Origin of the sequence: Paenirhizobium cremeum (assembly GCF_047553425.1) — a bacterium.
GTDB lineage: Bacteria > Pseudomonadota > Alphaproteobacteria > Rhizobiales > Rhizobiaceae > Allorhizobium > Allorhizobium cremeum.
The window spans coordinates 930799-956012 of the sequence record NZ_CP180217.1 but is presented as its reverse complement, the minus strand read 5'-3'; the positions used below and the strand labels follow the sequence as shown (position 1 = coordinate 956012).

The window sequence follows — 25214 nt, the reverse complement described above, 5'->3', positions numbered from 1 at the left end:
AGGCCGGACCCTTTGGGGCCCGGCCTTCGGTGACGTCGTTGCGTTGCTATATATAAAGTAGAGAAAGGCGAAGCTCACAGGGCGGAAAATACGCCCGATCCGGCGTCGACTTGTTCAGGCCAGCAGCGGTTTCAGGTCTGCGGCGGGGTCGGCGATCACGGCCTTGTCCACGTTCCGTCCGAGTTCCAGCAGCTTCTTGCCGGTGACATAGGCCTTGGCATCGTTGATCGCATCGACGGCAATGAATTGCCCGCCGGCGAAATACCAGATGGACATGCTTCCTTCGCGGGCACCGGGCCTGACGACGGTCTCGTCATAACCGAGGTTGAAACCGGCGATCTGAAGCTTGACGTCATACTGGTCCGACCAGAACCAGGGCTTCGGCCGATAGGGATCGCTGCCTCCGGCCATGACCGCCGCGGCGGCTTCCGCCTGATCGACGGCATTCTGCACCGATTCCAGCCGGATCTTCGTCCCTTTCCAGTCGAAGACGGCACAGTCTCCCATGGCATAGACCGAGGGATCGGAAGTACGGGCGAAAGCGTCGACGAGAATGCCGTTGGCGGTCTCGATGCCGGCATCGGCCGCCAGCCGGTCATTGGGCGTCACGCCGATCCCGGCGATGACGATATCGGCATCGACGACGGAACCGTCGGAAAGTTCCGCCGCCCTGACCCGGCCATCCTGCCCGATGAGGCGAACGAGACCGGTCTTTTCGCGGATGACGACGTCGCGGGTTTGATGGATGGCGCGCATGGCGTCCGCCGTCTCGGCCGCGGCGACACGGGCGAGAATGCGGTCCGCCATCTCGATCAATGTCACCTCGAGCCCGAGATGACGCGCAACCGCGGCCGCTTCCAGGCCGATATAGCCGCCACCGACGATCAAGAGTCGCCGGCCGGGCTTCATCTCTTCCGCCAGCCGATCCGCATCCGCCTTGTCGCGGACCGTATAGACACCTTTTAGATCGCCGCCGATCGCCGCCGGCAGACGACGCGGCGTCGATCCCGTGGCGATCGCCAGGGTTTCATAGGCAAGTGTGGAGCCATTGAAGAGCCGCACGGTCTTGTTAGACCGGTCGATCTCCTCGACCGGCGTGGACAAGCGGATCTCCACGTCGTTCTCTCCATACCAGGCCTCCGGCCTAAAGAGGAGGCGCTCGAAGCTCATCTCGCCGAGCAGATACTTCTTGGAAAGCGGTGGGCGCTGATAAGGCAGCACATCCTCGGCGCCGAGAATGGTGATCGGTCGCGTGTCCTTCAGGGTCCGGAGTTTCGCCGCAAGCGCAAAACCGGCCTGCCCCGCCCCGATGATGACCAGTCTGCCCGTCACGTCATTCTCCCGATGTCTTGTTTCCTCGCATGCCGTTCCCGCAAAAGCGCTGCCCGCTTCTGCGCGACGTGCCTGTCTGGAGATCGCGCCGATGGCCGCTTCTGGCCGCGCGGAAGGATGGGCAAGGGGTAGCGCGGCGGCATCAACCCGTCAAGCAGCCAGACGCGCCGGTCGGTACTCCGACCTTCCCGTGTAGGGAAGGCCGGAGCATCGCTGCCTTGTCAGAGATCCAGCACCAGATGGGGACGTCCATTCGACGTTTGGCGCGGGGAAACACCCTTGCCGTCGATGGTGGCGTTCACTCTCTGGCGGAAGGCCGAAAAGCTGTCGAACGTCACGACATCCACGGGTTCGTCGAAATGCAGGGTGATCGTATAATAACCGCTCTGCGAAAGGCGGGAGAATGCGAGGACGCATCCGGTAAAGCGCTGCCCGAGATATTCGCCGCTGACATGCGCTCCGACGGCGGCCGGGGCCGCTTCGGCATTGTCGCTGCGGGCCGCCAGGGCCGACAGCGTGTTCCAGTCGCGAACGCCGTGGCTCTTCGCCACCAGTTCCAATGCGGCCCCGTGGCTGACAGGCGTACCGCTGCCTGCCATGGCATCGCGCAAACGCTTCGCCTGGGATTTCAGTTCATCGATCGTCAATGTGGCCATGGACATGGCAACCTCTCTTCTTACCGCATGCAAGAATCGAAGGGGACCCGCATTGCCCCTGACGCGCATGCGCTGACGAGGGTTCTTCCATGTTTCCAGAGGACTTCACCAAGGGCTCTTGCCCGCGGGCGGCCGGTGCCTCAACCGGTGGCACTTATGGAAAGACCGGCCGCCGCTGTCAAGAGCCGCGGCTCAAACTCCGTTCAGGCGTGTCGTACTGCGGCCGAACGGCACAGACCGCTCGTATTTTACGCATCCCGTTGAGAAAGCATAAGGGAAGTTGCGCTATATTGAGACCAAAAGACAATCGAGGGAGGGTGTCATGCCCTTGCAGGCCATACCGGACGCGAAACAGAACATACCGCCGGACCGTGTCTACGAGAAATTCACGGTCGACCGGCCGGGCAAGATCATCTTCGTCGGCCGCCACCTCAGCACGAAGACCAAGCTGCGTTGTCTGATCCGCACCATCTCCCTTTACGGCGCCGAACTCGAGGTGAGCCCGCATATCTCCCTGCCCGACCATTTCTTTCTCGAAATCCTGGGCATTCACGACGAGATCGGCTGCACCCTGATCCGTCGCGAGGCGGAGAAAGTGACGGTCGGTTTCAACATGCTGATTAACGCGGAATTCCTGCACCACGTCGTCCGACTGTCTTTCGAACTCGGTCAGTAACGGATGCCGGCCGCCTCGGCGGCCGGATCATGGCTCCCGCTTCGAGAGGCGCCATTCATGCGGCAAGGAGCTTTTCGATCTCCGGGACCGGCATCTTCACATAGTCCTTCGCCACTTCCGCACGAAGCACCGCCTCGACCTCGGCACTCAGTTGCGGACGAAGGATGCCGAGCGCTTTGGGCGGAGCCACCAGCACGAGGTTCTCGATCTCGCCGCTCTGGGCCATCCGACCGAGCCTCTCTGCGATTTCCTTGAGAAAGTCGGCCTCCGCCTGTTCATGCCAGTCGGTCTCTTCCATGGCGCTGCGCGCCTCGCCCATCGATTGGTGCGCGCGGCCCGGACGATCGGTTCCCTGTTCCCGGCTCGGCTCGTCGGACTGTGTCACGGTTTCGACAACGGCCAGGTCCAGAAGCTGGGCGTTGCCATTGTTGCGCAGGAACAGGGCCTTTGCGCCATCGCAGACGACAACCCAGGCCTCGCGGCCGATAACAATGCGTTCCATCATTTTCCTCCGTCTTTGTTTTTATCGCCGGCCCAAGCCCCCCGCTCGGTACCCTCTTAAGTATAGGAGTTCGCCGCCGGATTTCATGACCTGTGTCAAAAAACGGTGTGCAGAGACGTTATTTCAGCGAAAAACAGGGCAAAACCGAAGGATCGGTAAAACTGTAACCTTCCTTTTGACGTCAGGACAAGTGTTTTGGCGGACAGTCCTTTTCATCGCCGTTCCGAGGAGGCAGGAGAAATGGAAAGTGCACAGGGACAGATGCTGGGTGCCACGCATCTCGCATCGGTCAGATCGGAGATGTACGAGCGCAAGTGGGAGCGCTTCTATGTACGCCGACCGGCGCGCATCATGGCCGTGAGCCCGGGCCTCAGCGGCATCACCATGCGAAGCTGTGAGGTCGTCGATATCTCGCAAGGCGGCGCGGCGATGGAGATCACCACGACGATCGGCCTTTCCGCCCATTATTATCTGCAGATTCTCGGCCTCGCCGATCGTATCGGCTGCGCGGAAGTCTATCGAAACGGCAATCGCGTCGGCGTGAAGTTCATATCCATCATTCCCGAGGCGCTCCTGCATACCATCGTGCGCGCCGATTTCATGATGGGCGAAAAGATCGAAAAGCCGAAACGGCGCTGACCCTGTCCGGACCGTTCCGTTTTTCCGTTTCCTCGCTGCGGAAGAGCCGGAAGCTTGCCCTTGCGCCTTCGGCGCAACGTCCTATGTTGGGCCGATTTTCACGTCTGCCCAGGATACCCATTCAGCAATGCTCGGATTTACCCGATTCACGCCTCTCGTCGATGCCCTTCCAGCAACCGTTCCCTTCGTCGGCCCCGAGGCCATCGAGAGAAGCCGCGGCCTTGCGGTCAAGGCGCGCATCGGCGCCAATGAAAGCGGCTTCGGACCCGCTCCCTCGGTTCTTACCGCGATCCGGGAAAAGGCCGGCGACATCTGGCAGTACAACGATCCGGAAAACTTCGCGCTGAAGACGGCTCTTGCCGCCCATCTCGGGCTTGCGCCGGCCAATATCGTGGTCGGCGAGGGCGTCGATGACCTGCTCGGGCTGATCGTCCGGCTGGTGATCGAGCCGGGCATGCCTGTTGTCACTTCGTTCGGTGGATACCCGACCTTCAACTTCCATGTCAGCGGCTTCGGCGGCCGACTGGTGACGGTGCCCTATCGCGGCGACCGCGAGGATATGGAGGGGCTCCTGGCCGCTGCCAAGCGGGAGAACGCGGCCCTCGTCTACTTCGCGAATCCAGACAATCCGATGGGGAGTTGGTGGGATGCCGAAAGCGTTGTGGCTTTCGCCCGCGCGCTGCCCGAGACCACGCTGCTTGTCCTCGATGAAGCCTATAGCGAATGCGGTCCGGAAGGCTCGACGCCCGCCGCCGACGCGCTGGTCAACCTGCCGAACGTGATCCGCACGCGCACCTTCTCCAAGGCCTACGGGCTCGCCGGCGCGCGCGTCGGCTATGCCTTCGGCGCGCCGGAGACGATTGCCGCCTTCGACAAGATCCGCAACCATTTCGGCATGCCCCGGCTTTCCACCGAGGCGGCGCTGGCTGCGCTTGCGGACCAGCCTTATCTGAAGGCGGTCGTCGGGAAGATCCGAGCGGCGCGGGAGCGGATTGCGGCCATCGCGGTCGCGAACGGCCTTAAGCCCCTGCCCTCGGCAACGAACTTCGTCGCCATCGACTGCGGCCGCGACGGCGCTTACGCCCGCTCGATCGTCGATGGATTGATGCAGCATGGCGTGTTCATCCGCATGCCGGGGGTGGCGCCGCTCAACCGCTGCATCCGCGTCTCGACCGGTCTTCCCGAAGCGCTCGATCTTTTCGAGGAAGCACTGCCGAAGGTGCTTGCTTCTCTCTGAGCCCGGTTGCTTAGCCACAATAAAAAGAACCGCGCCGGCCTTGTCCCTGCCGGTCGCGGTTCTCATGTGTTGGCATCGGCCCCGTCCAAAAGACCCCCGCCACGTTCCCCTCTCCCAGGGTTTTTCTTGTCGCCCCCGGCCGGCGGTTACGCCGGCTCTGGTCGGTAAAATACTCAGTGCATCGTCATCCATTCGCGGGCGGCGCGAAGTGCGGCTGCCAGCTCGGGCTTGCTCATCGTCTGGGCCAGATCGGCGCGCAGTTCGGCGGCGCGTTCGCAGCCCTTGATGGCTGCGATGTTCAGCCACTTGTGCGCCGAGACGAGGTCGATCGGGCAACCGCGGCCGGTTGCATACATCAGACCCATGTCGCAGAAGACATCGGCGCGGGTTTCGCCACCCATCGTGGCCATTCCGGAATTGTGCATTTCAAAGCGTGCCATCGGTTTTGTCCCTGTCTAGCCTAACGGTTTGTACTGTCCCTGTTTTGCCCCTTTCGGAGCTCCTTCCGGACCCCTGCCGTCTCATTCGCGGCTTTGTTAAGATCCTTCCGGCCGGCGGGTTTTCCCCTGCTCGTTTGATGAGCCCACTATGCCAAACGCCTTTCAACATGCGCTTAAAATGCATGCTTAATTTGCTGAAAACAAAGTACAAACGCTTGGTAAACTTGGTTTTTTGTTAAACATCACTTTGCCTGCGTATTAAGGACTTTCGACTAAAATTTACAAAAGATTCAGATTTGCTTTTAAACCGAACGATAACCATGAGAATCGCTTGTTCCGCCGGCGCCACATCAAAAGAGGCGGGGTCGAGGGCTGCCTGGACCGCAGAACGGCTATTTACCTTTACGTTTGCGTAAGATAATTTCCCCTCGCTGATGAGGCTGCCTTGGGGACGAGATCGTCCGGCCGGAGAGGACGGCGGAGGCCTCATCGACATTCTGGTTCTTTTCGGGAGGAAGACATCACCATGCGTAGCATCATCATCGCCGCAGCACTGGCCCTTGCGGCCGTCACCGCCCAGGCTGCCGAGCCGATCGAGGGCAACTGGAAGACCGCCAGCGGCGCAACCGCCGAGATCGCGCCCTGCGGCGGCAGCTTCTGCGTGACGCTGAAATCGGGCAAGCATGCCGGCAAGCAGATCGGCAAGATGGCCGGCACCGGCGGCACCTATAAGGGCGAAATCACCGATCCGGAGGCCGACAAGACCTATTCCGGCTCGGGCACGGTTTCCGGAAACTCGCTGAAGATGAAGGGCTGCGTTCTCGCGGTCCTCTGCAAGTCGCAGACCTGGACCCGGCTTTGAACCCAGGGGTGGGGCGGAGCGGTTGAGCCTCGGGCTCGCCGCTCCGAAATAAGAAGCCGGTTGCAGGGTCTGCGCGCCCGCTGGCGTCGACCAGCGGGCGGATAATCATTAATCCCTTGCCCGATAGGCTTCCGGAATGACGAAGATTTCGTCGGCGCGGCCGTAGCCGCCATCCGGCACTTCCTCGATCAGCACCATGGTATGGGGCCGCGCGGCCTCGCTGAAATATTCCACCAGCATGTCGGTGGTGCGGTGGACGATTTCCTCTTTCTGCAGTCTGGACAGAGCGCCCTCAGGCGTCTTGATGTTCACGAACGGCATGATCTTTTCCTTTCAGGCTCGTGTGGGATGAAGCAGGTCCTTGAGGCCGATGCGCTCGAGAAGCTGCGCGCGGACCCGATCGGCGACACCATTGACGACCTCCGCGCCATCTTCGGACGGGTCCACGTGGACGCGGAAGGGACGCTTCCCATGCGGCATGGCGACCACATCGGCCACGGCCCGCGCCACGGCGGACGGGTCTGCCTCCGCCGGCTCGAGGCTGGCAAGGCCCTGCAAAGCCGTCTCATCGGCACCGGCGTAGGGACCTTGCCAATAGACGGCCGAACGCTCGGTATCGGCCGGCTGCATGGCGTGGGCGAAATGCTGCGTGCCCTTGGTAAAGGCACCCGGCACGAGGATCGTGGTCTCGATGTCGAAACGGGCAAGTTCCAGCGCATAGCTTTGAGCAAGCGCATCCATAGCCGCCTTGGCCGCGAAATACGGGGCAAGGAAGGGCGGCGTGCCGCCGCGCGTGCTGCTTGAGCCGATCCAGACCATAAGGCCTCCACCCGACTTGCGCATGAACGGCAGGGCCGCCCGGTTCAGGCGGTGCGCACCGACGACATTGACGTCATAGAGCTGGACAAGCTGCTCCGGCGAGAAGGCCTCCGCCGGGCCGAAACCCATGTGGCCGGCATTGTGGACCAGCACATCGAGCCGGCCCATCTCCCCGATGATGCGGGCAACGGCGCTCTCGACCGAAGAAGTGGAGGTGACATCGAGCTCGATCGGCAAGAGATGCAAACCCTCGTTCTTTGCCATAGTCTCGATCTCGGCGACCGGCGCTCCGCCATGGGCCTTGAGGTCACGCATGGAGGCGTAGACCCGATGGCCGGCGCGGGCGAGCGACCTCGCGGTCATGGCGCCGAAGCCGCTCGAGGCACCGGTAATCAGAACGGTCTTTTCCATGGCCCCTCCTCACACCACGCCGCCATTGGCGCGAACGACCTGGCCATTGACCCAGCCGCCATCCGGTCCGGCAAGGAAGGAGACGACGCCGGCGATATCCTCCGGCTGGCCCAGGCGCTTCAAGGGGTTCATGCCGATGATCGCCTTCAGCAGATCGTCCGACTTGCCCTTCATGAAGAGTTCCGTTTCGACCGGCCCGGGCGCCACGGCGTTGACGGTGATGCCCTTCGGTCCGAGTTCCTTGGCGAGGATGTGGGTGATCGCTTCCACCGCCGCCTTGGTGGCGGCATAGACACCATAGGCCGGCTGGTAGAGACCGACGACGCTCGATGAGAAATTAACGATACGGCCCCCCTCGCGCAGTCGCTGCGCCGCTTCGCGAACACCGCGGAAGACACCGCCGAGATTGATGGCGACCTGCCGTTCGAAGGCTTCATCCGTCGTATCGGCGATGGGGGAGAGCTGCATGATGCCGGCATTGTTGACCAGCACGTCCACCCCGCCGAAGGCCTGTTCGGCCGAATCGAACAGCGTTTTCATACCATCGGTCGCGGCAATGTCGGCCTTGACGGCGACAGCGCGCCCTCCGGCGCTCTCTATCTCCTTCACCACCGCGGCGGCGGCTTCGGCCCCGCTTGCGTAATTGACGACGACGGCAAAGCCGTCTGCCGCGAGGCGCCTGGCGATCGCCGCCCCAATGCCTTTGGACGAACCCGTTACGATGGCTGTCCTGTTGATGTTTCCTGTCATGACGACACTCCTTGTTTGCGTCTGAGAGGAAAATCGCGCCGCCGACATTCAAAAACAATCGGCGGATAATTGACATTTGAATTCGGCTATGCCGAACAATTGTCATGGATCGCCTTGACCGCATGCATTTGTTCGTTCGTGTCGTGGAACGCCGCAGCTTTTCGGCTGCCGCGGCCGATCTCTGCATATCGCGATCGACCGCAACCGAAGCGATCAAGCAACTGGAAACGGATCTCGGGGTGCGATTGCTGGAGCGGACAACGCGCCATGTGACGACGACGCTGGACGGCCGCGCCTATTACGAACGCTGCGTCGGCATCCTTGCCGAGGTGGAGGAGGCCGACAACGCCTTCCGCGACGCCCGGCCGCGCGGGCTGTTGAGGATCGATGCCCATCCGCTGCTGACCCGTACCTTCCTGTTGCCGCGTCTCCCGGAATTTCTTGCCCGCAACCCGCAACTCGATCTGCATATCGGACAGGGAGACAGGCTGGTCGATCTCGTGCGCGAAGGCATCGACTGCGCGATCCGGGCGGGCGAACTCCCCGATAGCGGCATGATCGCCCGCAGGCTCGCCTTCATTTCAGAAGTCACCTGCGCCAGTCCCGATTACATCGCCCGGCACGGAATGCCTTCCTCACCCAAGGACCTCCAGGGCCATGTCTGCGTGGGTTTCGTTTCGTCTCGCACCGGCGAGGTCATACCACTCGAATTCATGATCGACGGCGCGCCGCGGCTCGTACCATTGCCGAGCCGCGTCACCGTCAACGATTCCGACACCATGGCCGATCTAGCCCGACTCGGCTTCGGCCTCATACAGGCGCCGCGCTACCGGCTGGAACGGGATCTCGAAAACGGCACGCTGGTCGAGGTACTCAAGGATTTCCCGCCCTCGCCTACACCGCTCTCGGCGCTCTATCCGCAGAACCGACATACATCGGCGAGAGTTCGCGCGTTCCTCGACTGGGTGTCCGGCATCTTCGCCACCGCGCAGATCTGAACCGGACTTTGCCGCAGTATGGGCTGCCCCTCCTAAGCGACCAGGAACTGCAATCGCTCGTCGGCACGGCCGGGATCGATTTCCATGATTTCCGTGGAAACAATCCCTTCCGCGACAAAGGGATCGTCTTCCAGGCGCTGCTGCAGGGCATCGAGCGACACGCCATGAACAAGGATCGCGCCACCCAGTCTGGGCTGCAGGCTGCCGGCCAGCAGGAATATCCCGTCATCGAAGCCGCGTTTCAGCCAGGCATTATGTACCTCCATGAATTGCGGCGCGCGGGCGCGGGCTTCTGTAAACTTCAACTGCACGACAAACACCGGGAATCCTCCTTCGGCGGACTGAGGGACATCGGAAAACTGATTCAAACGGTGGGCGACGTGGCGGAGGCCCGAACCTCCACCGGTTCCTTCGACAACTCGCCATCGAGCCAATCGCAAGCCATCCGCACCTCCCGGCGCACGAAGGCTTCATCGCGAAAGGCATTGGCGAGAACGGCAACGCCCTGGCTGCGGACAAGCAGATGCATGGCAAGGTCGTCCGCATCCGCGCGCCCGAGTGCCACGAACTGCCGGGAGAGCCAGTCCCGGAACAACGAGAACAACCGGTTGGCCATCGGAAGGGACGGATGGTCGAGCTTGGCCAATTCGCCGCAAAGGGTGCCAACCGGGCAACCGTACCGCATGATCTTCGCCTGGTTGAGGATCAGGATTTCGATGAAACGCGCGATCCTCTCCCGAGGCGTCAGGCTTTCCTGATCCCACTGCGCAAGCAGGGACGCGGTCTGTTCCAGCCGACGCCCGATGACCGCCTCGAGAATCTCGTCCTTGGTCCGGAAATGATAGTAGAAATTGCCGCGGGATATCCCAACGGCGTCGCCGATATCCCCAAACGAGGTGTGTTCATAGCCGCGCTCGTAAAAAAGCCTGTCAGCCATTTCGACGATCGTTTCCCGCGTGTTCTTCCGGCTCATGCGACCACTTTCAAACAATTCGATTAGGACGATTGACCTAATTTATAATTAGGATAATTGCCCTAATCGGTCAACACGAAAAACCCGGCGTCTCCGCCGGGCTGATAACGGTGCCGCGAAAGGACGGTTCAGCGCGCCTTCTGGCCGAACAGCACTTTCTTGGCTTCCTCGTCCTGAGCGATGTTGCTGCGCCGCTCCTGACCGACGGCGATGCCGCGCTCCACCGCCGGACGAGCCATCACGGTCTCGAACCAACGCTTCAGGTTAGGGAAATCGTCGAGATCCTGCCCCTGGTTCTTGTGGGGGATAACCCAGCCGATGCAGGCGATATCGGCGATCGAGTAATCGCCGGCGAGGAAGTCGCGGTCGGCAAGCCGCCTGTTCATCACGCCGTAAAGGCGGTTCACCTCGTTGGTATAGCGGTTGATGCCGTATTCGATCTTTTCCGGCGCATACTGGCGGAAATGGTGGGCCTGACCGGCCATCGGACCGAGGCCGCCCATCTGCCAGAAGAGCCACTGGTCGACCTCGACACGAGCGCGCTCTTCGGAGGGATAGAACTTGCCGTATTTGCGTCCGAGATATTGCAGGATGGCTCCGGATTCGAAAACAGAGATCGGCTCGCCGCCCGGTCCGTCCGGATCGATGATCGCCGGCATCCGGTTGTTGGGCGAGATCCTGAGGAAGTCCGGCTGGAATTGCTCACCCTTGCCGATATTGACGTATTTCACCTCATAGGGAACGCCGAGTTCCTCGAGCATGATGGAGATCTTCCAGCCGTTCGGGGTCGGCCAGTAATAGAGTTCGATCGGTCCGGTCATTCAAATTCTCCGTGCTGAAAGCAATCGCGGCCCGCAGACAGCGTGCCGCCTGCGAAAACCGCGTTCTCAAGAAGTGGAGATGACGAAACGATATTCAAGCGCCGGGCGGCGCCCGGTGCGTCTGGCCTGCGCCTACCAGGTGATCGGCTTCGAAATGCGGAACTGCAACGTCTCCATGCCCGGATTCTTCTTGCCGAGATCGGCATTGGAACGGTGGTCATAGAGCACGGAAAACTGCCAGTCGTTGGGCGCCTTCCAGCCGAGTTCAACGCCGGAACGGAATTCGATGGGATGGCCGAGATCGACTTCGTCGCCCTGCATGTAGAGGCCGGGAGCGAAGGAGAAACCGGCGAAAAGATCGATATCGTTGATGGAAAAATCGATCTGCTGGTAGAAGCCCGCACCGATCCACGCGCCGCCGGAACTCGTCACCGACAGATCGATCATCGGGTGCAGACGGTCGAACAGTTTTTCGCCGTAAATATAGGAGAGGCGGGTTTCGAAGCTCTTGGCTTCCTCCTGATAGAGCGTCGTGCCCATGGAGATCGCCAGTCGGTCCGTCAGTTCGGGACGATGGATGGAGAACTTTTCGCCCTGCACCTCGGCGGAAGGCAGGCTCATCAGCCAAAACAACGCAGCAAGCCGACCGTCCATGCATCCCCCTGTGCGGCCACCGAGGCGCCGCCGAAACCACAATTCAACCGGTTCGCGTTCCGGTCACGAAACGCGATGTCCAGCCAAGTTATGTTAAATTATGTTAACGCAAGAGGGAATGTCCAGTGTCCGGAGAGACACACCAGCACTATCGTTAACTGAAATGAACCATGGATGAACCTCCGTCTCAGGCGCCATTCAGGGCGTTGCCGTCATAAAGGCGACAACCCAGAAGGAAAGGCGACGACAATGGCCAAGCTTTCGAGACGAATCACCATCATCACGCTGGTCATGGCGATCTTCGCCATTCTGCTTGCCGAACTCGTCGTTTCAGCCGGCGGGAGCCCTCGCCGCATGCAGGTCGGCATCGCCACCACCTGCATCAATCCGGCAAGCCCGCTCTGCGTCGCGGCGCTCTGAGAGGGACGACCGATGACCGCCTCCGTGACCGCCCTCGCCTCCTGCCTCCTGCGCCCGGTCCTGATCGCAACGCTCATGCTCGGCCCGGTCATGGCCATCGGGATTGCGCATTCGCAGGAACTTCGCGCCGAAAAGCGCGGCGCCGGGCTCGTGCTTTTCGTCAGCCTTCAGCGCCAGTCGATGAGCTGAAGGAAAGCCGTCCTTGCGCCCGACCATGCGCCGACATCTTTTTCCCGCCCAGCGGCCGGTCGCGTCGTTTGCTTGTCAAGCAAGCTCCACTATAATGAAGCATGAACAAGCGAATCCATATCCCATCACCCGTCAATTTCATCCTGCCTGAGTCCTATGAGCCCAGGGTATTCAGCGAGGCAGAGCCTGCGGTCGCTGCCCTGATCGAACTCTACGAGCGCAATACCGCCTTCCTGATCGACGCCTTTTCGGGGCTCGCCAAGGGGGCGCCGATCGCCGGGCGCTACAGGGCCTTCTATCCGCAGGTCGGCATCGAGACCACCAGCTTCGGCCATGTCGATTCCCGGCTCTCCTATGGTCACGTCACCTCACCCGGCCTTTACACGACGACGGTCACCAAGCCGCAGCTCTTCCGGCACTATCTGGTGGAACAGCTCAACCTTTTGATGCGCAACCATCAGGTTCCGGTGGTGGTCTCCGAATCGGAAACGCCGATCCCGCTGCATTTCGCCTTTGGCGAAGGCGCGCATGTGGAGGCCGCGGCAAGCGGCCTCGTCGACATGCCGCTGCGCGACCTCTTCGACACGCCTGATCTCACCACCACGGACGACGAGATCGCCAACGGCGAATACGAACCGCGTCCGGGCGAACCGCATCCGCTGGCCGCGTTCACCGCCCAGCGCATCGATTATTCGCTGGCCCGCCTCTCGCACTACACGGCGACCAGCGCGACGCATTTCCAGAACTTCGTGCTGTTCACGAACTACCAGTTCTACATCGACGAGTTTTGCGCCTATGCCCGCAAGCTGATGGCCGAGGGCGGCGGCGGCTATACAGCCTTCGTCGAACCGGGCAATGTCATCACGCTGCCGGGCCACAGCGAGCCCGAGGGCGGCGTGTCCGTCGGTCGCCTGCCGCAGATGCCCGCCTATCACCTGAAGATGAAGGGGCACGCCGGCATCACCATGGTGAACATCGGCGTCGGCCCGTCCAACGCCAAGACGATCACCGACCATATCGCGGTTTTGAGGCCGCACGCATGGCTGATGCTCGGCCATTGCGCCGGCCTTCGCAACAGCCAGCGTCTCGGCGACTACGTGCTGGCGCACGCCTACATGCGCGAAGACCACGTGCTCGATGACGACCTGCCGGTCTGGGTGCCGATCCCGGCGCTGGCCGAGGTGCAGCTTGCGCTTGAGGATGCCGTCGAGGAAATCACCGGCTATGAAGGCTTCGAGCTGAAGCGGATCATGCGCACCGGCACTGTCGCCACGATCGACAACCGCAACTGGGAGCTTCGCGACCAGCGCGGACCGGTCAAGCGGCTCTCGCAGGCCCGCGCCATCGCCCTCGACATGGAATCGGCGACGATCGCGGCGAACGGTTTCCGCTTCCGCGTTCCCTATGGCACGCTGCTGTGCGTTTCCGACAAGCCGCTGCACGGCGAACTGAAACTGCCGGGGATGGCGACCGCCTTCTACAAGACCCAGGTCCGCCAGCATCTGCAGATCGGCATCCGCGCCCTGCAGAAGCTCGGCGCCATGCCGAAGGAAACCCTGCATTCCCGCAAGCTGCGCAGCTTCTTCGAAACCGCGTTCCAGTAAGACGCCCGGCACCGGCCGTTCTCAGCGGCCGGCAGCCAGCTTGCGGAGGCCGTTCAGCGCCAGCGAGACGGCCGCGCCGATGAGAGCGGCCAGCATGATGATAAGATGCATGTTGACCGCCGCCTTGCCGAGCAATTCGACGGCGGCCTTGTCGGCCGGAGCGCCCAGCGCCAGCGCGCCGGCAACGATGCCTGCCGGATAGGTGCCGACACCGGCGGGGGCATGAAAAGGCAGAACGGAAGACAGTTCCCCGCCGAGAGCGCCGCCGAAGCTCGCCGCCAGCGGTCCGACGCCCATGAGGCCGAGCGCCCAGGCGAAGACCAGAACCTTGACGCCCCAGTTGATGACCGTCACGATCCAGGCGCGCAGAAGCCCGCCAAGCGTTGCCGGCAACCCGTCTTCGATACCGTCGAGAATACGGCCGAGCTTGCCCTTGAGCTTCGGCCGCAGGAGCCGGAGAACCGGTCCCTTGATGAGATAGGCCGGAATGGGGGCCAGCAAGAAAGCAAGCCACGACGACGCCGGCCAGAGCTTGTTTTCGGCTTCCAGAACCAGCCCGAGGCCGCCGGCGGCCAGAAGTGCATGCAGGTCGAGAAGCCGCATCACCAGAAGGGCCGAGGTTCCATGCAGCAGCGGCACGCCGAACTCGGTGCGCATCAGCAGCGGAAAGCTGGTCTCGCCGCTGCGGAAGGGCAACATGATGTTCAAGAGGTTGTGCACCTGGGCGAGATGGAAGAGTTCGATGAAGCGTCCGCCGGTCTGGCGCGGAAAGTAGTCATAGAGCCGCCAGGCGCGAACGAAATAGGTCGAGACCAGAAGTCCGATGGCGAGCGCCACCGTGCCGTAGCCGATCGCTTGCCATTCGGCGAAGATCGTCGACCAGCCCCAGATGTAATGTACGAAGACGGCGTAGGCGAGAATGGCGGCCAGCGCGATCAGCGAAAGCCGATGACGGGCGAATGCCGAAGGGCGGCGCATGGCCGCATCGCTCTTCATGGCGGTATCAAAACTTCCGAATTGCGCTCAATGCGTAGTTCCTATAACAAACGCCCCAACAAAAGCCAGTATTTTCCGGAGTCCTTCCCCCGTGTCGTTCGAACGCCTCGCCCTGCCCATTGAAGACGGTGCCACCTATGCGGTCGAGCTGTCGCTCGTCGTGCCCGTCATGAACGAAGAGGAGAGCCTCGGCCCGCTGATCGACCGCATTTGCGACGCGATGAAGGGTTTCGACAAGAGCTGGGAACTGATCCTGATCGACGACGGCTCGACCGACCGCACGCTGTCCTATGCGCGCTCCTATCTCGGCCGGGAGGGCCTGGTTCTCAGGATCATCGAGTTCCAGCGCAATTTCGGCAAGGCCGCCGGCCTGCAGGCCGGTTTCGACGCAGCGCGCGGCCGGCTGATCGCGACGCTCGACGGCGACCTGCAGAACGATCCCTACGACATCCCGTCGATGGTGGCCGAACTCGACGCCCGCGACCTCGACCTGCTCTGCGGCTGGCGCAAGGCACGGCAGGACGCGCTGGTCCTGCGCAAGATCCCGTCCTGGTGCGCCAATTATCTGATCGGCTCCGTCACAGGCGTCAAGATCCACGACAATGGCTGCGGGCTCAAGCTCTATCGCTCCGCCGTCATCAAGCAGGTCCGCATTCTCGGCGGCATGCACCGCTTCATTCCGGCCTGGGTCGCCTCGGTGGTACCCTCCTCGCGGATCGGCGAAGTGGTCGTCACCCATCACGCCCGCCAGTTCGGCGAATCGAAATACGGCATCTCGCGCACCATCCGCGTGTTCCTCGACCTTCTGTCGGTGCTGTTCTTCATGCGCTTCAAGCAGCGGCCCGGCCACTTCTTCGGCACGATCGGCCTTGTCATCGGCGCCATCAGCTCGCTGATCCTGCTTTATCTCTTCTGGGTGAAGTTCGGTCTCGGCCAGGATATCGGCACCCGTCCGCTGCTTCTCATCGGCGTCATGCTGTTCCTCACCTCGATCCAGATGATTACCACGGGCATTCTCGCCGAGATGCTGACGCGATCCTACGACACGCCGAAGAACTACGTGGTGCGCAAGACCTATCAGAAGGACGCGTGAACGTGGTCGCCGCGCTCCGGCAGCGGCCGCAGCTCCTCTTCCTGCTGCTGGCGATCTATTTCATCGTAAATGTCGCCGTGCGGCTCGTCCTGCCGCACGAACTGGAACTCGACGAGGGGCAGCAGCTGTTCCTCGCCCAGTGGCTTGCTGTCGGATATGACAGCCAGCCGCCGCTCTACAACTGGCTGCAATATGGCGCCGAACAGGTGCTGGGGCCGACGCTCGCCTCCCTGTCGATCCTTAAAAACCTGATGCTCTTCGCGTCCTATTCGCTGTTTGCCGTGACGGCGGCGATGGTTCTGCGTTCACGCGATCTCGCGATCGTCGCAACGCTCGGTCTCCTGACCATGCCGCAGGTCAGCTTCGAGGCGCAGCGCGACCTGACCCATACCGTCGCCGTGATCTTCACCGCCTGCCTCTTCCTCTTCGCGCTGGTCAGGGCGATCAAATCGCCGACCATCGCGAACTATGCGCTCACCGGCCTTGCCATCGGGCTCGGCTTCATCGCCAAGTACAATTTCGTGCTGCTGCCGGCGGCGGCGGCACTGGCCATGCTGATGGAGCCGGAATTCCGTCGCCGCGTGCTCGACTGGCGCGTTGTCCTGATGGTCGCCGTCGCTGCCCTTGTCGCCCTGCCGCACGGGCTCTGGTTCCTCGATCACCTCGATATCGCCACCGGACGGACGATCGGAAAGCTGACGTCGGCAGGCGCGACAAGCAGAATCGGGCAGATCAATACCGGCCTCTTTTCCCTTGTTGCCGCCACAATCGGTTTCTCGATCATTACGCTTGCGGTCTTCGCCATCGCTTTCGGACGCGAGCTCACCCGGGCGTTTTCGGCCTCCAGCCCGTGGAGCCGGCTGACCGGGCGGATCATGCTGATCTCGGCGGCGGTTGTCGTGCTGCTCGTGGTCTTTGGCGGCGCGACGCAGATCAAGGACCGCTGGCTGACGCCGTTCTTTCTCGTGCTTCCGCTCTATCTCTGCCTGAAGATCGAAGCGGCCGGCCTTGCGAGCGAGCGGCTGCTGCCCCGCTTCCTGCCGATCGGCATCGGGGCGATGGTGCTGATCCCGCTCATCCTGCTGGTACGCATCCCGGTTCACGGCATGACCGGCCACTATGAAAAGAACAACGTGCCTTATGCCGAGGCCGTCCAGAGAATGCTGGCGAGCGAAGCGAACCCTCCGTCGCTGGTCGTCGCCTCGGACCAGCAGTTGGCCGGAAACATCCGCCTTCAGGCCCCGGATGTTCCGGTAATGCTTCCGGAATACGAAGCCTTCCTCAAGCCCTTCGCTTTCGACGGCACCCATCCGGTCCTGGTCGTCTGGCGCAATCGCGGAAAAGCCGACCTGCCCCTGCCGGACGGACTTGCCGGATGGTTATCGGCCCATGGGGGCCTCAAGGTCTCCGAGATCAGGACTGTCGCCCTGCCCTATCATTTCGGCCGAGCGGGCGATCTCTACCATTTCGCCTACAGCTATATTTATCCCAGGGCGGAGTGAGACCTTCCTTCATTCCTCGATGATGACCGGCTCACACCGGACCGGAAAATTCACCGAATTGGCGATGAAACACTTCTCGTGCGCCTCGTCATGGAGTTCGGCCGCGATCTGCGGATAGGTTCCCGCCTTGATCGTCACGCGCGGCTTCAGCACGACCTCGGTGAAGCGGCCGGCGCCATCCTCGTCCATGACCATCGTCCCCTCGGCATGATCCTCATACGCAATCACGATCACGCCCGACACCGAACAGAAGTGCAGATACCAGAGCTTGTGACAGGCTGAGAGCGAAGCGACGAGCAGGTCCTCGGGGTTCCAGCGCGCCGCATCGCCGCGGAAGGCGGGGTCGGACGATCCGGGAATGTCAGGCTTACCGTCCGCCGAAATCACGTGATCCCGGCCATATTCGCGATAGCCGGACGTGCCGGTTCCGAGATTGCCCTGCCATGTCACAGTGACGCGGTATTCGTGCTGCTTGCCAGCCATGTTTTCAACGCCTTCCCAATGTCTCGTTGCGGGTGACGATATGTCAACGCGCTCACGCCTCCAAGCCGGCAATGATCCCGCCTGCGGATCGCTGCACCGGAAAAATTTCCGGACGCCTCTTGCTTCGATAGATTTACGATATATCTTAGATGCAATAAAATACGGTCTAAAGGAACCAGACACCATGAAACACTTTCATTTCGGACGGCATGGTCACGAACATGCCTGGCATGCCATGCGGCACGGCTTCTTCGGCGGCGGGCCGGACGGCCCGCGCGGACGGGGGCGCGGCGGTGAACGCCGCCGCATGTTCGAGGGCGGCGAGCTGCGGCTCGTGCTCCTGAAGCTCATCGAGGAACAGCCCCGCCATGGCTACGACCTCATCCGGGAAATCGAGAACCGCTCCGGCGGCGCCTATGCGCCGAGCCCGGGCGTGGTCTATCCCACCATGACGCTGCTCCTCGACATGGGGCTTGCGGAGGAGGAAACCAGCGAAGGCCCGCGCAAGCTGCTCGCCATCACCGAAGCCGGGCGTCAACATCTTTCGGAGCGGGCAGACGAGGTGACGGTCGCGATGGCCCGCCTCGAAGCATTGGCGAAGGTCAGCGAGCGCACGGATGCCGCTCCCGTGCGCCGCGCCATGCAAAACCTCAAGGCCGCCCTGCAGGATCGCCTGTCACAAGACGGCGTCAGCCGCGAAACGCAGCTCGAAGTCGCCCGCATTCTCGATGAAGCGGCAAGCCGGATCGAAAGGATCTGAACATGACCAAGGCAATAGCCATCGTGCCGACCGAAAACGGCTGGAAATACCTGCAGCAGCTCTGCAAGCACTGGGCACACAAGCTCGAGGTCGAACTCGGCGAAAAGAGCGGGATCGTCCGCTTCTCCGAGGCGGTCGCGACAATGCGTGCAGATGATGCCGGGCTGACGGTCGAACTCGAAGCCGTCTCCCCGGAGGTTCTGGAGCGGATGAAGGGCGTGGTGTCGAGCCATCTCGACCGTTTCGCGTTTCGCGAGGCGCCGCTTCCCTTCGAATGGAAGGCCGCCTGAGCGACCGGCGGCCAATAGAGCATTTCCGGCGAAAACGGAATCGCCTCCAATGCTCTATCTCTTTGGTTTCACGCAATTCCGGACGCAAAACCGGTTCCCACTTTTGCTGGAATTGCTCTGGAACGAAAAAGGCCGGCGTTTCGCCGGCCTTTTTGCTGTCAGCCTATTCCTTGTGGTTGTCCTTCAACCAGTCGAGACCCTTGCGCAGCGTGTCGACCGCCTGGTCGATCTCCGAGCGGGAAATGACGAGCGGCGGCGAGAACAGCATGCGGTCGCCGGTGGCGCGCAGGATGACGCCGTTCGATACGCACTGGTTGCGCACCAGCGTGCCGACCTCGTCGGGCTTGGCAAAGCGGCGGCGGGTCGATTTGTCGGCGGCGATCTGGACCGCGCCCATCAGGCCGACGCTGACAGCTTCGCCGACGAGGTCGTGATCGGTAAGCGAGGCGAGCGCCTGGGCGAGATAGGGACCGACATCGTCACGCACACGTTCGACGAGACGCTCTTCCTCGATGATCCGCAGGTTCTCGATGGCTGCGGCTGCGGAAACCGGATGACCGGAATAGGTGTAGCCGTGATAGAAGTCGCCGAGTTCCTCGATCATCACCTTGGCGACCCGCTCGGAAACGAGCACGCCGCCGATCGGCAGGTAGCCGGAAGACAGGCCCTTGGCGATCGGTGCGAGATCCGGCTCGAAATCGTAATACTGATGGCCGAACCAGGTGCCGAGACGGCCGAAGCCGCAGATCACTTCATCGGCGACCAGGAGGATGTTGTACTTCCTGGCGATGCGCTTGATTTCCGGCCAGTAGGTGGACGGCGGGACGATGACGCCGCCGGCCCCCTGGATCGGCTCGGCAACGAAAGCGGCCACGTTCTCTTCCCCGAGTTCAAGGATCTTGTCCTCGAGTTCCTTCGCGACCTTGAGGCCGAATTCCTCCGGCGAAAGGTCGCCGCCCTCGGCATACCAATAGGGCTGGTTGATATGGGCGATGCCGGGGATCGGCAGGTTGCCCTGCTCATGCATCCACTTCATGCCGCCGAGCGAGGCGCCGGCAACGGTCGAGCCGTGATAGGCGTTCTTGCGGGCGATCACCATCGTCTTGGTTTCGTGGCCGAGCGCCTTCCAGTAGACGCGCGCCATGCGGAACCAGGTGTCGGAGGCCTCGGAGCCGGAATTGGTGAAGAAAACATGCTTGAGCGTCGGCCCGGTGAAGCTTGCGATCTTCTGGGCGAGCAGCGTGGTCGGCGGTGTCGTGGTGCCGAAGAAGGTGTTGTAGTAGGGCAGTTCCTGCATCTGGGCATAGGCCGCCTCGGCAATCGAGTTGCGGCCATAGCCGACATTCACGCACCACAGGCCGGCGAAGGCGTCGAGATACTGCTTGCCATTCGAATCCCAGATATGCACGCCCTCCGCACGGTTGATGATCTTGGTGCCGGCTGCATTCAGCTTCTTCATGTCGGAGAAGGGATGCAGGTGATGGGCGGCGTCGATGGCGCCGAGATTGGAAAGCGCAGCAGCATTTTTCGTCATGGCATTTATTCCCCGAAGCAAGCACGAACGACGGGGCCGGACGCGCCGGTAAAGGCTGATCCGCGGGGTCGTCTGCCTTGCCAGATTGAAAGGCGGAAGTTTATCGGCTACGAACATGACCTTCCAAAATGCGTTTGGCAAGGGCGTCGATTTCCCACTTCCTGCGGCCAAATTGCCCCTCAATTCGCCAGCGAGAAGCATTTTCATGACCGATTTGTCCAAGGCCGCCGAAAATCCCGCAGCCGACCCGTCCGCGCGCATCGAAGTCCTGCTCGTCGGCATGAGCGGCGACCTGCGCGGCAAGATGATCCCAATAAAGGCCGAGGATAAAGTCTGGAAAAATGCCGTGCGCCTGCCGGCCTCCACCCAGTCGCTGGACATATGGGGCGACGACAACGACGACATCACCCGCATTTCCCTCACGCTCGGAGATCCCGACGGCATCTGCGTCGCCGACAGGCGATCCCTCACCGCCCTTCCCTGGGGGCCGGCCGGTTCCAAGCAGGTGCTCGCCACCATGCACACGCTGGACGGCAATCCGCATTACATCTGCCCGCGCGCGATCCTTGCGAATGTGCTGAAACGCTATGAAGAGCGCGGCCTCACCCCGGTCGTTGCCACCGAACTCGAATTTTATGTGATACAGCCCAATTTCCGTGAAACCGGCAAGCCGTTGCCGCCGAAGGAACTGGTAATGCAGGGCGAGGCCGAGGGCTTCCAACTCTACGACATGCGCGCGACCGCCGCGATGGAGGACTATCTCGACACGGTGCGCCGCTACTGCGACGCGATGGAACTTCCGGCCGACGCGACGACGGCGGAATTCGGCCCCGGCCAGTTCGAGGTAAACCTCCTGCACCGACCCGATGCGCTGGCGGCCGCGGACGACTGCGTCTACCTGAAGCGCGTCGTCGATTTCGCCGCGCGCCGTCATGGCCTGAAGGCCACCTGCATGGCCAAGCCCTACAGCGATCAGGCCGGTTCCGGCCTGCATGTGCATGCGTCGATCATCGATAAGGACGGCAAGAACATCCTCGACGCAAAGGGCGGCGATCCGGTGAAGCTGAAGTCGATCACCGCCGGCATGCTGAAGACCATGCAGGAAGCCCAGCTCGTCTTCGCCCCCTTCGCCAATTCCTTCCGCCGCTTCCAGCCGGGTTCATTCGCGCCCGACAAGATCGACTGGGGGTTCGGCAATCGCGGCACGGCGATCCGCATTCCGGACAAGGACGGACCCGCGGCCCGCATCGAGCATCGCGTCGCCGGTGCAGATGCCAACCCCTACCTGCTGCTTGCGGCGATCCTCGGCGGCATGCTGCTCGGCCTCGACGAAACGCTCGACCCCGGCCCGGTCACCAGCCCGGACAGCGCGCCGGAAAACCCCGAAATCCTGACCCACGACTTCCTGACGGCCGTCGATCGCTTCAGGGCATCCCCGTTCATCGCCGATATCTTCGGCTCCGAATACCAGCGCATCTACGGCGACACCAAGCGCAAGGAAGCGATCACCTACCTGCGCACCGTCTCGAGCTTCGACTACCAGACCTATCTACCGCGCATCTGAGCCGCCGCCCGTCCTTTGCGCAAGTGCGGGGCGCCGTCACAAGATCGGCGCCAGCACCTTCAACTCTCCGGGATGCTGACGCAGCTCCACGTCGCGCGGCATGCGCAGAAGCTCGCCGTCGATGACACACAGCGCGCCGTGACGGCGTTTGGGAAAATGCAGCCGGACCGTCTCAGCAGTCGCGGCCGTCACCGCCTCGTTCTCCTTCAGCCTTCCCCGCAGGATATCGACCGCCAGTCTGGCGACACCGGGGGGCTGCAACGGATCTGCGAAATAAACCCCCAGCTTGCCGGTCGTCAGGTCGTCGGCGAAGAACAGCGGATTGTTGCCGAAGGGATTGTTGGACACCGAGATGGCGGCGACAACACGGTGCTCGGCGCGGCCATCATCGTCGATGTCAAAGACGACCTCGAAACGCAAGGGCCGCAGCATGACACCAAGCGCTGCGCGTATGCTCGCCCGCATCTTTCCAAAGCGGGAAGCATAGTTCATCGAATTGCGCATGCGCACCATGCGCGCGTGCAGGCCGGCCGAAAACTGATGCACGAAGGGCTTGCCGTTGGCCGTGGCGATGTCGACGGCCTTTATTTCTCCGCCCGCCAGTACGTCGAGGGCCGCGTGAATATCAAGCGGGATCTTCAGCGAACGGGCAAAGAGGTTCATGGTGCCCGCCGGAACGACACCGAGCGGCAGACCAGCCTTCCAGGCGATCCCCGCCGCTGCCGAAATCGTGCCGTCGCCGCCGCCTGCCACCAGCGCGTCCACGCCCGGTTCGCCGACCGCGCGCTCCAGGGCATCGACAACCTCGTTCCCCGGGGTGACACGGCATTCGATCTCGTGGCCTGCGGCCCTGAACGCCTCGGTCGCGCGGGCGCAGTATTCCGTCATGTCGATGGTCCTGAACGTCCCGCCATCACGGTTAAAGACTGCCTTGACCTTCATCTTTCCTCGTCTTTCGGATGCCGGAGGGGCATGCGCCGCCGCCGATATCCAACGCAGCTGTGGCGTATTGGTTTCGTTCCGGAGAAATCATGATGCAGCGCCCAAAATTCAAGCCGGAAAGCGAAAGGGCTTTGCGGCGACGCACAAATACATGATAGGTATCAAATCGCATTTGAAGAGAAATGCCGGTCCGTCCGGGCATCTCTGACCCTCCAGAATTTCATCTCCCTTGCCAGGGCCGCAGCCAGCGGCCTGCCTCAGGTGGCTCCATGACCGATTGTACCGCTCTGCCTTCCACGCCTTCAGACCGCGCCCAGGCATCGCCGACGTTGACGCCGATGATGGTATTCCTGATCGAGCTCGCGCTTGCCGCCGGCGGCTTCGGCATCGGCACCGGCGAATTCGCCATCATGGGTCTCCTGCCTGACGTGGCGACCACCTACGGCGTCAGCGTTCCCGAGGCGGGCCGGGTCATCAGCGCCTATGCGCTCGGCGTCGTGGTCGGCGCGCCGATCATCGCGGTTCTTGCGGCCAAGCTCCCCCGCAAGACGCTGCTTCTTGCGCTGATGGGCGTCTTTGCGCTCGGCAATATCCTGTCGGCGCTGGCGCCCGATTTCCTGAGCTTTACGGCCCTGCGCTTCGTCACCGGCCTGCCGCATGGCGCCTATTTCGGCGTGGCGGCCCTGGTTGCCGCCTCCATGGTGCCACCGCACAGGCGGGCGCGCGCCGTTGGCCGCGTCATGCTGGGGCTTACCATCGCCACCCTGATCGGCACGCCGATCGCGACCTTTTTCGGCCAGTTGATGAGCTGGCGGGCGGCCTTTCTCATGGTCGGCGCCATCGGCGGGCTTACCGTCGTCCTGATCGCGCTCTATCTGCCAAAGGACAAGGTCGCGGAAGGCGCCAGCATCCGGCGCGAGCTCGGCGCTTTCGGCCGACTGCAGGTCTGGCTGACGCTCGCGGTAGCAGCCGTCGGTTTCGGCGGCATGTTCTCGATCTTCAGCTATATCGCCAAGACCACGACCGATACCGCCGGCCTGCCGGCCAGCATGGTGGCGATCGTGCTGGCGCTGTTCGGCATTGGCATGAATGTCGGAAACGTCGTCGGATCGCGCATGGCGGATTATTCGCTGAAGGGCACGATCGGCGGCATGCTGGCGTTCAACGTGGTGCTGATGGCGATCTTCTCGCTGACGGCGGCCGATCCGGTGATGCTGTGCATCTGCGTCTTCCTCACCGGCTGCGGCTTTGCCGCCTGCCCGGCCGTGCAGACCCGGCTGATGGACGTCGCGGCCGACGCCCAGACGCTTGCCGCCGCCTCCAATCACTCCGCCTTCAACATCGCCAACGCCCTCGGTGCCTGGCTCGGCGGCCTCGTGATTGCCCATGGATACGGCTATGGCGCCACCGGTTATGTCGGATCGGTGCTCTCGTTCCTCGGCCTCATGGTGTTCCTGATGTCGATCGCGCTAGAACGGAAACCGCAGGCAGTCGCCAACAAGGCGAGCGTCTGAGCGGGTCGTCTCAGGCCGCCGAGCGTTCGCCGCCCAACTCAAGTTCCGTCTCCGCCGAGGGATCGTCCGGCGTGACCACGTATTTCTTGCCGTCGCGGCAGACGACATGACGCTGGCCCCATTGCTCCAGCGCGAGGATCACCGGCCCGAGACTGCGTCCGAGCGAGGTCAGGCTGTAATCGACACGGGGCGGCACGACGGGAAAGACCGTCCGCTCGACGATACCGCTGTCCTCCAGTTCCCTGAGCTGCTTGGTCAGCATGCGCTGGGTGATGCTCTGCAGCTTGCGCTGCAGTTCCGAAAAGCGCAGCGTGCCGCTGGTGATGAGGTGATAGAGGATCACGCCCTTCCATTTTCCATCCAGAAGACTGAGCGTCGATTCGACGGGGCAGCCGGGAAAATTGTTCGTGAGCTTGGCGCGGGGTCGGGACATCAACAGTATCCTTTTTGATACTACCTACATTTTATGTCGCTACGGACAGAAAATGTGCATTCTTGCGAAGTCAGGACATATGTATCAATTGAATGGCGTGCTCACAATCCCAAGGAGATT

General features: G+C 62.3%; 31 protein-coding genes. 14 read left to right on the top strand and 17 right to left on the bottom strand.

The window, feature by feature from the left end:
- Nucleotides 1-114: 114 nt before the first annotated feature.
- Both ACLBKR_RS04700 and ACLBKR_RS04695 read right to left on the bottom strand, forming a co-directional pair.
- Entirely contained in the window at nucleotides 115-1332 is a 1218-nt protein-coding gene (locus ACLBKR_RS04700; RefSeq protein ID WP_113488159.1) for an FAD-dependent oxidoreductase, read from the bottom strand.
- A gap of 221 nt (nucleotides 1333-1553) precedes the next feature.
- Complete coding sequence (locus ACLBKR_RS04695; protein ID WP_112827398.1) at nucleotides 1554-1994, bottom strand: glyoxalase superfamily protein; 441 nt, start codon at nucleotides 1992-1994, stop codon at nucleotides 1554-1556.
- A 316-nt stretch (nucleotides 1995-2310) separates the two neighbouring features.
- Between ACLBKR_RS04695 and ACLBKR_RS04690 the strand changes: the two genes are divergently transcribed.
- The gene (locus ACLBKR_RS04690; protein ID WP_113341118.1) at nucleotides 2311-2664 is read left to right on the top strand and encodes a hypothetical protein; all 354 of its coding nucleotides are present in this window, start codon (nucleotides 2311-2313) and stop codon (nucleotides 2662-2664) included.
- Between the two features lie 55 nt (nucleotides 2665-2719).
- Here the strand turns inward: ACLBKR_RS04690 and ACLBKR_RS04685 are convergent, their stop codons facing one another.
- Nucleotides 2720-3166 (bottom strand): host attachment family protein, encoded by a 447-nt coding sequence (locus ACLBKR_RS04685; protein WP_112827400.1) that lies wholly within the window; start codon nucleotides 3164-3166, stop codon nucleotides 2720-2722.
- A 261-nt stretch (nucleotides 3167-3427) separates the two neighbouring features.
- On the opposite strand from ACLBKR_RS04685, the gene ACLBKR_RS04680 reads away from it, so the two are divergent.
- Both ACLBKR_RS04680 and ACLBKR_RS04675 read left to right on the top strand, forming a co-directional pair.
- A complete protein-coding gene (locus tag ACLBKR_RS04680; protein WP_112827480.1) occupies nucleotides 3428-3805 on the top strand; it encodes a PilZ domain-containing protein in 378 nt (125 codons plus the stop codon).
- Nucleotides 3806-3932: 127 nt separating this feature from the next.
- Nucleotides 3933-5042 (top strand): pyridoxal phosphate-dependent aminotransferase, encoded by a 1110-nt coding sequence (locus ACLBKR_RS04675; RefSeq protein WP_414900817.1) that lies wholly within the window; start codon nucleotides 3933-3935, stop codon nucleotides 5040-5042.
- Between the two features lie 173 nt (nucleotides 5043-5215).
- Here ACLBKR_RS04675 and ACLBKR_RS04670 read toward each other — a convergent pair whose 3' ends face one another.
- A complete protein-coding gene (locus tag ACLBKR_RS04670) occupies nucleotides 5216-5482 on the bottom strand; it encodes a sel1 repeat family protein (RefSeq protein ID WP_112827402.1) in 267 nt (88 codons plus the stop codon).
- Between the two features lie 526 nt (nucleotides 5483-6008).
- Here ACLBKR_RS04670 and ACLBKR_RS04665 point away from each other — a divergent pair.
- Nucleotides 6009-6344, top strand: coding sequence for a DUF2147 domain-containing protein (locus tag ACLBKR_RS04665; RefSeq protein ID WP_112827403.1), 336 nt, complete (start codon nucleotides 6009-6011; stop codon nucleotides 6342-6344).
- Nucleotides 6345-6452: 108 nt separating this feature from the next.
- On the opposite strand, the gene ACLBKR_RS04660 is transcribed toward ACLBKR_RS04665, so the two are convergent.
- The 3 genes from ACLBKR_RS04660 to ACLBKR_RS04650 are packed head-to-tail and all read right to left on the bottom strand — an operon-like array spanning nucleotide 6453 to nucleotide 8324.
- Nucleotides 6453-6665 carry a tautomerase family protein gene (locus ACLBKR_RS04660; protein WP_112827404.1) on the bottom strand — a complete coding sequence of 71 codons (213 nt, stop codon included), beginning with the start codon at nucleotides 6663-6665 and terminating at the stop codon, nucleotides 6453-6455.
- A gap of 12 nt (nucleotides 6666-6677) precedes the next feature.
- Nucleotides 6678-7574, bottom strand: a complete 897-nt coding sequence (locus tag ACLBKR_RS04655; RefSeq protein ID WP_112827405.1) for an SDR family oxidoreductase — start codon at nucleotides 7572-7574, stop codon at nucleotides 6678-6680.
- Between the two features lie 9 nt (nucleotides 7575-7583).
- A complete protein-coding gene (locus ACLBKR_RS04650; protein ID WP_112827406.1) occupies nucleotides 7584-8324 on the bottom strand; it encodes an SDR family oxidoreductase in 741 nt (246 codons plus the stop codon).
- Between the two features lie 104 nt (nucleotides 8325-8428).
- Here ACLBKR_RS04650 and ACLBKR_RS04645 point away from each other — a divergent pair, with 104 nt between their 5' ends.
- Entirely contained in the window at nucleotides 8429-9322 is an 894-nt protein-coding gene (locus tag ACLBKR_RS04645) for a LysR family transcriptional regulator (protein ID WP_112827407.1), read from the top strand.
- Nucleotides 9323-9354: 32 nt separating this feature from the next.
- Here ACLBKR_RS04645 and ACLBKR_RS04640 read toward each other — a convergent pair whose 3' ends face one another.
- From ACLBKR_RS04640 to ACLBKR_RS04625, 4 genes are all read right to left on the bottom strand, one after another.
- Complete coding sequence (locus ACLBKR_RS04640) at nucleotides 9355-9642, bottom strand: YciI family protein (protein WP_112827408.1); 288 nt, start codon at nucleotides 9640-9642, stop codon at nucleotides 9355-9357.
- Nucleotides 9643-9686: 44 nt separating this feature from the next.
- Nucleotides 9687-10295, bottom strand: coding sequence for a TetR/AcrR family transcriptional regulator (locus ACLBKR_RS04635; protein ID WP_112827409.1), 609 nt, complete (start codon nucleotides 10293-10295; stop codon nucleotides 9687-9689).
- A 128-nt stretch (nucleotides 10296-10423) separates the two neighbouring features.
- Nucleotides 10424-11116 carry a glutathione S-transferase family protein gene (locus ACLBKR_RS04630; protein WP_112827410.1) on the bottom strand — a complete coding sequence of 231 codons (693 nt, stop codon included), beginning with the start codon at nucleotides 11114-11116 and terminating at the stop codon, nucleotides 10424-10426.
- A 132-nt stretch (nucleotides 11117-11248) separates the two neighbouring features.
- Nucleotides 11249-11770: an acyloxyacyl hydrolase gene (locus ACLBKR_RS04625; protein WP_244711686.1), complete on the bottom strand. Its 522-nt coding sequence runs from the start codon at nucleotides 11768-11770 to the stop codon at nucleotides 11249-11251.
- A 249-nt stretch (nucleotides 11771-12019) separates the two neighbouring features.
- Between ACLBKR_RS04625 and ACLBKR_RS04620 the strand changes: the two genes are divergently transcribed.
- The 3 genes from ACLBKR_RS04620 (at nucleotide 12020) to ACLBKR_RS04610 (ending at nucleotide 13983) form a co-directional block, all read left to right on the top strand.
- A complete protein-coding gene (locus ACLBKR_RS04620) occupies nucleotides 12020-12190 on the top strand; it encodes a hypothetical protein (RefSeq protein ID WP_162708151.1) in 171 nt (56 codons plus the stop codon).
- A gap of 12 nt (nucleotides 12191-12202) precedes the next feature.
- Nucleotides 12203-12379 carry a hypothetical protein gene (locus tag ACLBKR_RS04615; RefSeq protein WP_162757859.1) on the top strand — a complete coding sequence of 59 codons (177 nt, stop codon included), beginning with the start codon at nucleotides 12203-12205 and terminating at the stop codon, nucleotides 12377-12379.
- A 101-nt stretch (nucleotides 12380-12480) separates the two neighbouring features.
- Nucleotides 12481-13983: an AMP nucleosidase gene (locus ACLBKR_RS04610; RefSeq protein ID WP_113448289.1), complete on the top strand. Its 1503-nt coding sequence runs from the start codon at nucleotides 12481-12483 to the stop codon at nucleotides 13981-13983.
- A 21-nt stretch (nucleotides 13984-14004) separates the two neighbouring features.
- On the opposite strand, the gene ACLBKR_RS04605 is transcribed toward ACLBKR_RS04610, so the two are convergent.
- Nucleotides 14005-14979 (bottom strand): lysylphosphatidylglycerol synthase domain-containing protein, encoded by a 975-nt coding sequence (locus tag ACLBKR_RS04605; RefSeq protein WP_113448290.1) that lies wholly within the window; start codon nucleotides 14977-14979, stop codon nucleotides 14005-14007.
- 169 nt (nucleotides 14980-15148) lie between these two features.
- On the opposite strand from ACLBKR_RS04605, the gene ACLBKR_RS04600 reads away from it, so the two are divergent.
- Both ACLBKR_RS04600 and ACLBKR_RS04595 read left to right on the top strand, forming a co-directional pair.
- The gene (locus tag ACLBKR_RS04600) at nucleotides 15149-16072 is read left to right on the top strand and encodes a glycosyltransferase family 2 protein (RefSeq protein ID WP_414901732.1); all 924 of its coding nucleotides are present in this window, start codon (nucleotides 15149-15151) and stop codon (nucleotides 16070-16072) included.
- The gene (locus ACLBKR_RS04595) at nucleotides 16069-17574 is read left to right on the top strand and encodes a glycosyltransferase family 39 protein (RefSeq protein ID WP_162757860.1); all 1506 of its coding nucleotides are present in this window, start codon (nucleotides 16069-16071) and stop codon (nucleotides 17572-17574) included. The genes ACLBKR_RS04600 and ACLBKR_RS04595 overlap by 4 nt, the downstream gene beginning before the upstream one ends.
- A gap of 9 nt (nucleotides 17575-17583) precedes the next feature.
- Here ACLBKR_RS04595 and ACLBKR_RS04590 read toward each other — a convergent pair whose 3' ends face one another.
- Entirely contained in the window at nucleotides 17584-18057 is a 474-nt protein-coding gene (locus tag ACLBKR_RS04590) for an OsmC family protein (RefSeq protein ID WP_113426429.1), read from the bottom strand.
- 184 nt (nucleotides 18058-18241) lie between these two features.
- Between ACLBKR_RS04590 and ACLBKR_RS04585 the strand changes: the two genes are divergently transcribed.
- Both ACLBKR_RS04585 and ACLBKR_RS04580 read left to right on the top strand, forming a co-directional pair.
- On the top strand, nucleotides 18242-18817 hold the full coding sequence (locus ACLBKR_RS04585) for a PadR family transcriptional regulator (protein ID WP_113341106.1): 576 nt from the start codon (nucleotides 18242-18244) through the stop codon (nucleotides 18815-18817).
- Nucleotides 18818-18819: 2 nt separating this feature from the next.
- Nucleotides 18820-19107 (top strand): DUF2218 domain-containing protein, encoded by a 288-nt coding sequence (locus ACLBKR_RS04580; protein WP_112827415.1) that lies wholly within the window; start codon nucleotides 18820-18822, stop codon nucleotides 19105-19107.
- A 163-nt stretch (nucleotides 19108-19270) separates the two neighbouring features.
- Here the strand turns inward: ACLBKR_RS04580 and ACLBKR_RS04575 are convergent, their stop codons facing one another.
- The gene (locus ACLBKR_RS04575) at nucleotides 19271-20641 is read right to left on the bottom strand and encodes an aspartate aminotransferase family protein (protein ID WP_112827484.1); all 1371 of its coding nucleotides are present in this window, start codon (nucleotides 20639-20641) and stop codon (nucleotides 19271-19273) included.
- Nucleotides 20642-20846: 205 nt separating this feature from the next.
- On the opposite strand from ACLBKR_RS04575, the gene ACLBKR_RS04570 reads away from it, so the two are divergent.
- Nucleotides 20847-22205, top strand: a complete 1359-nt coding sequence (locus ACLBKR_RS04570; RefSeq protein WP_112827485.1) for a glutamine synthetase family protein — start codon at nucleotides 20847-20849, stop codon at nucleotides 22203-22205.
- Between the two features lie 36 nt (nucleotides 22206-22241).
- Here ACLBKR_RS04570 and ACLBKR_RS04565 read toward each other — a convergent pair whose 3' ends face one another.
- On the bottom strand, nucleotides 22242-23147 hold the full coding sequence (locus ACLBKR_RS04565) for a diacylglycerol/lipid kinase family protein (RefSeq protein WP_113448291.1): 906 nt from the start codon (nucleotides 23145-23147) through the stop codon (nucleotides 22242-22244).
- The gene (locus ACLBKR_RS04560) at nucleotides 23125-23349 is read right to left on the bottom strand and encodes a hypothetical protein (protein WP_162757861.1); all 225 of its coding nucleotides are present in this window, start codon (nucleotides 23347-23349) and stop codon (nucleotides 23125-23127) included. Before ACLBKR_RS04560 ends, ACLBKR_RS04565 begins: the two co-directional genes overlap by 23 nt.
- Nucleotides 23350-23485: 136 nt before the next feature.
- Here ACLBKR_RS04560 and ACLBKR_RS04555 point away from each other — a divergent pair, with 136 nt between their 5' ends.
- On the top strand, nucleotides 23486-24661 hold the full coding sequence (locus tag ACLBKR_RS04555) for an MFS transporter (RefSeq protein ID WP_414901730.1): 1176 nt from the start codon (nucleotides 23486-23488) through the stop codon (nucleotides 24659-24661).
- Between the two features lie 10 nt (nucleotides 24662-24671).
- Here the strand turns inward: ACLBKR_RS04555 and ACLBKR_RS04550 are convergent, their stop codons facing one another.
- Nucleotides 24672-25094: a winged helix-turn-helix transcriptional regulator gene (locus ACLBKR_RS04550; RefSeq protein WP_112827418.1), complete on the bottom strand. Its 423-nt coding sequence runs from the start codon at nucleotides 25092-25094 to the stop codon at nucleotides 24672-24674.
- Nucleotides 25095-25214 lie beyond the last annotated feature (120 nt).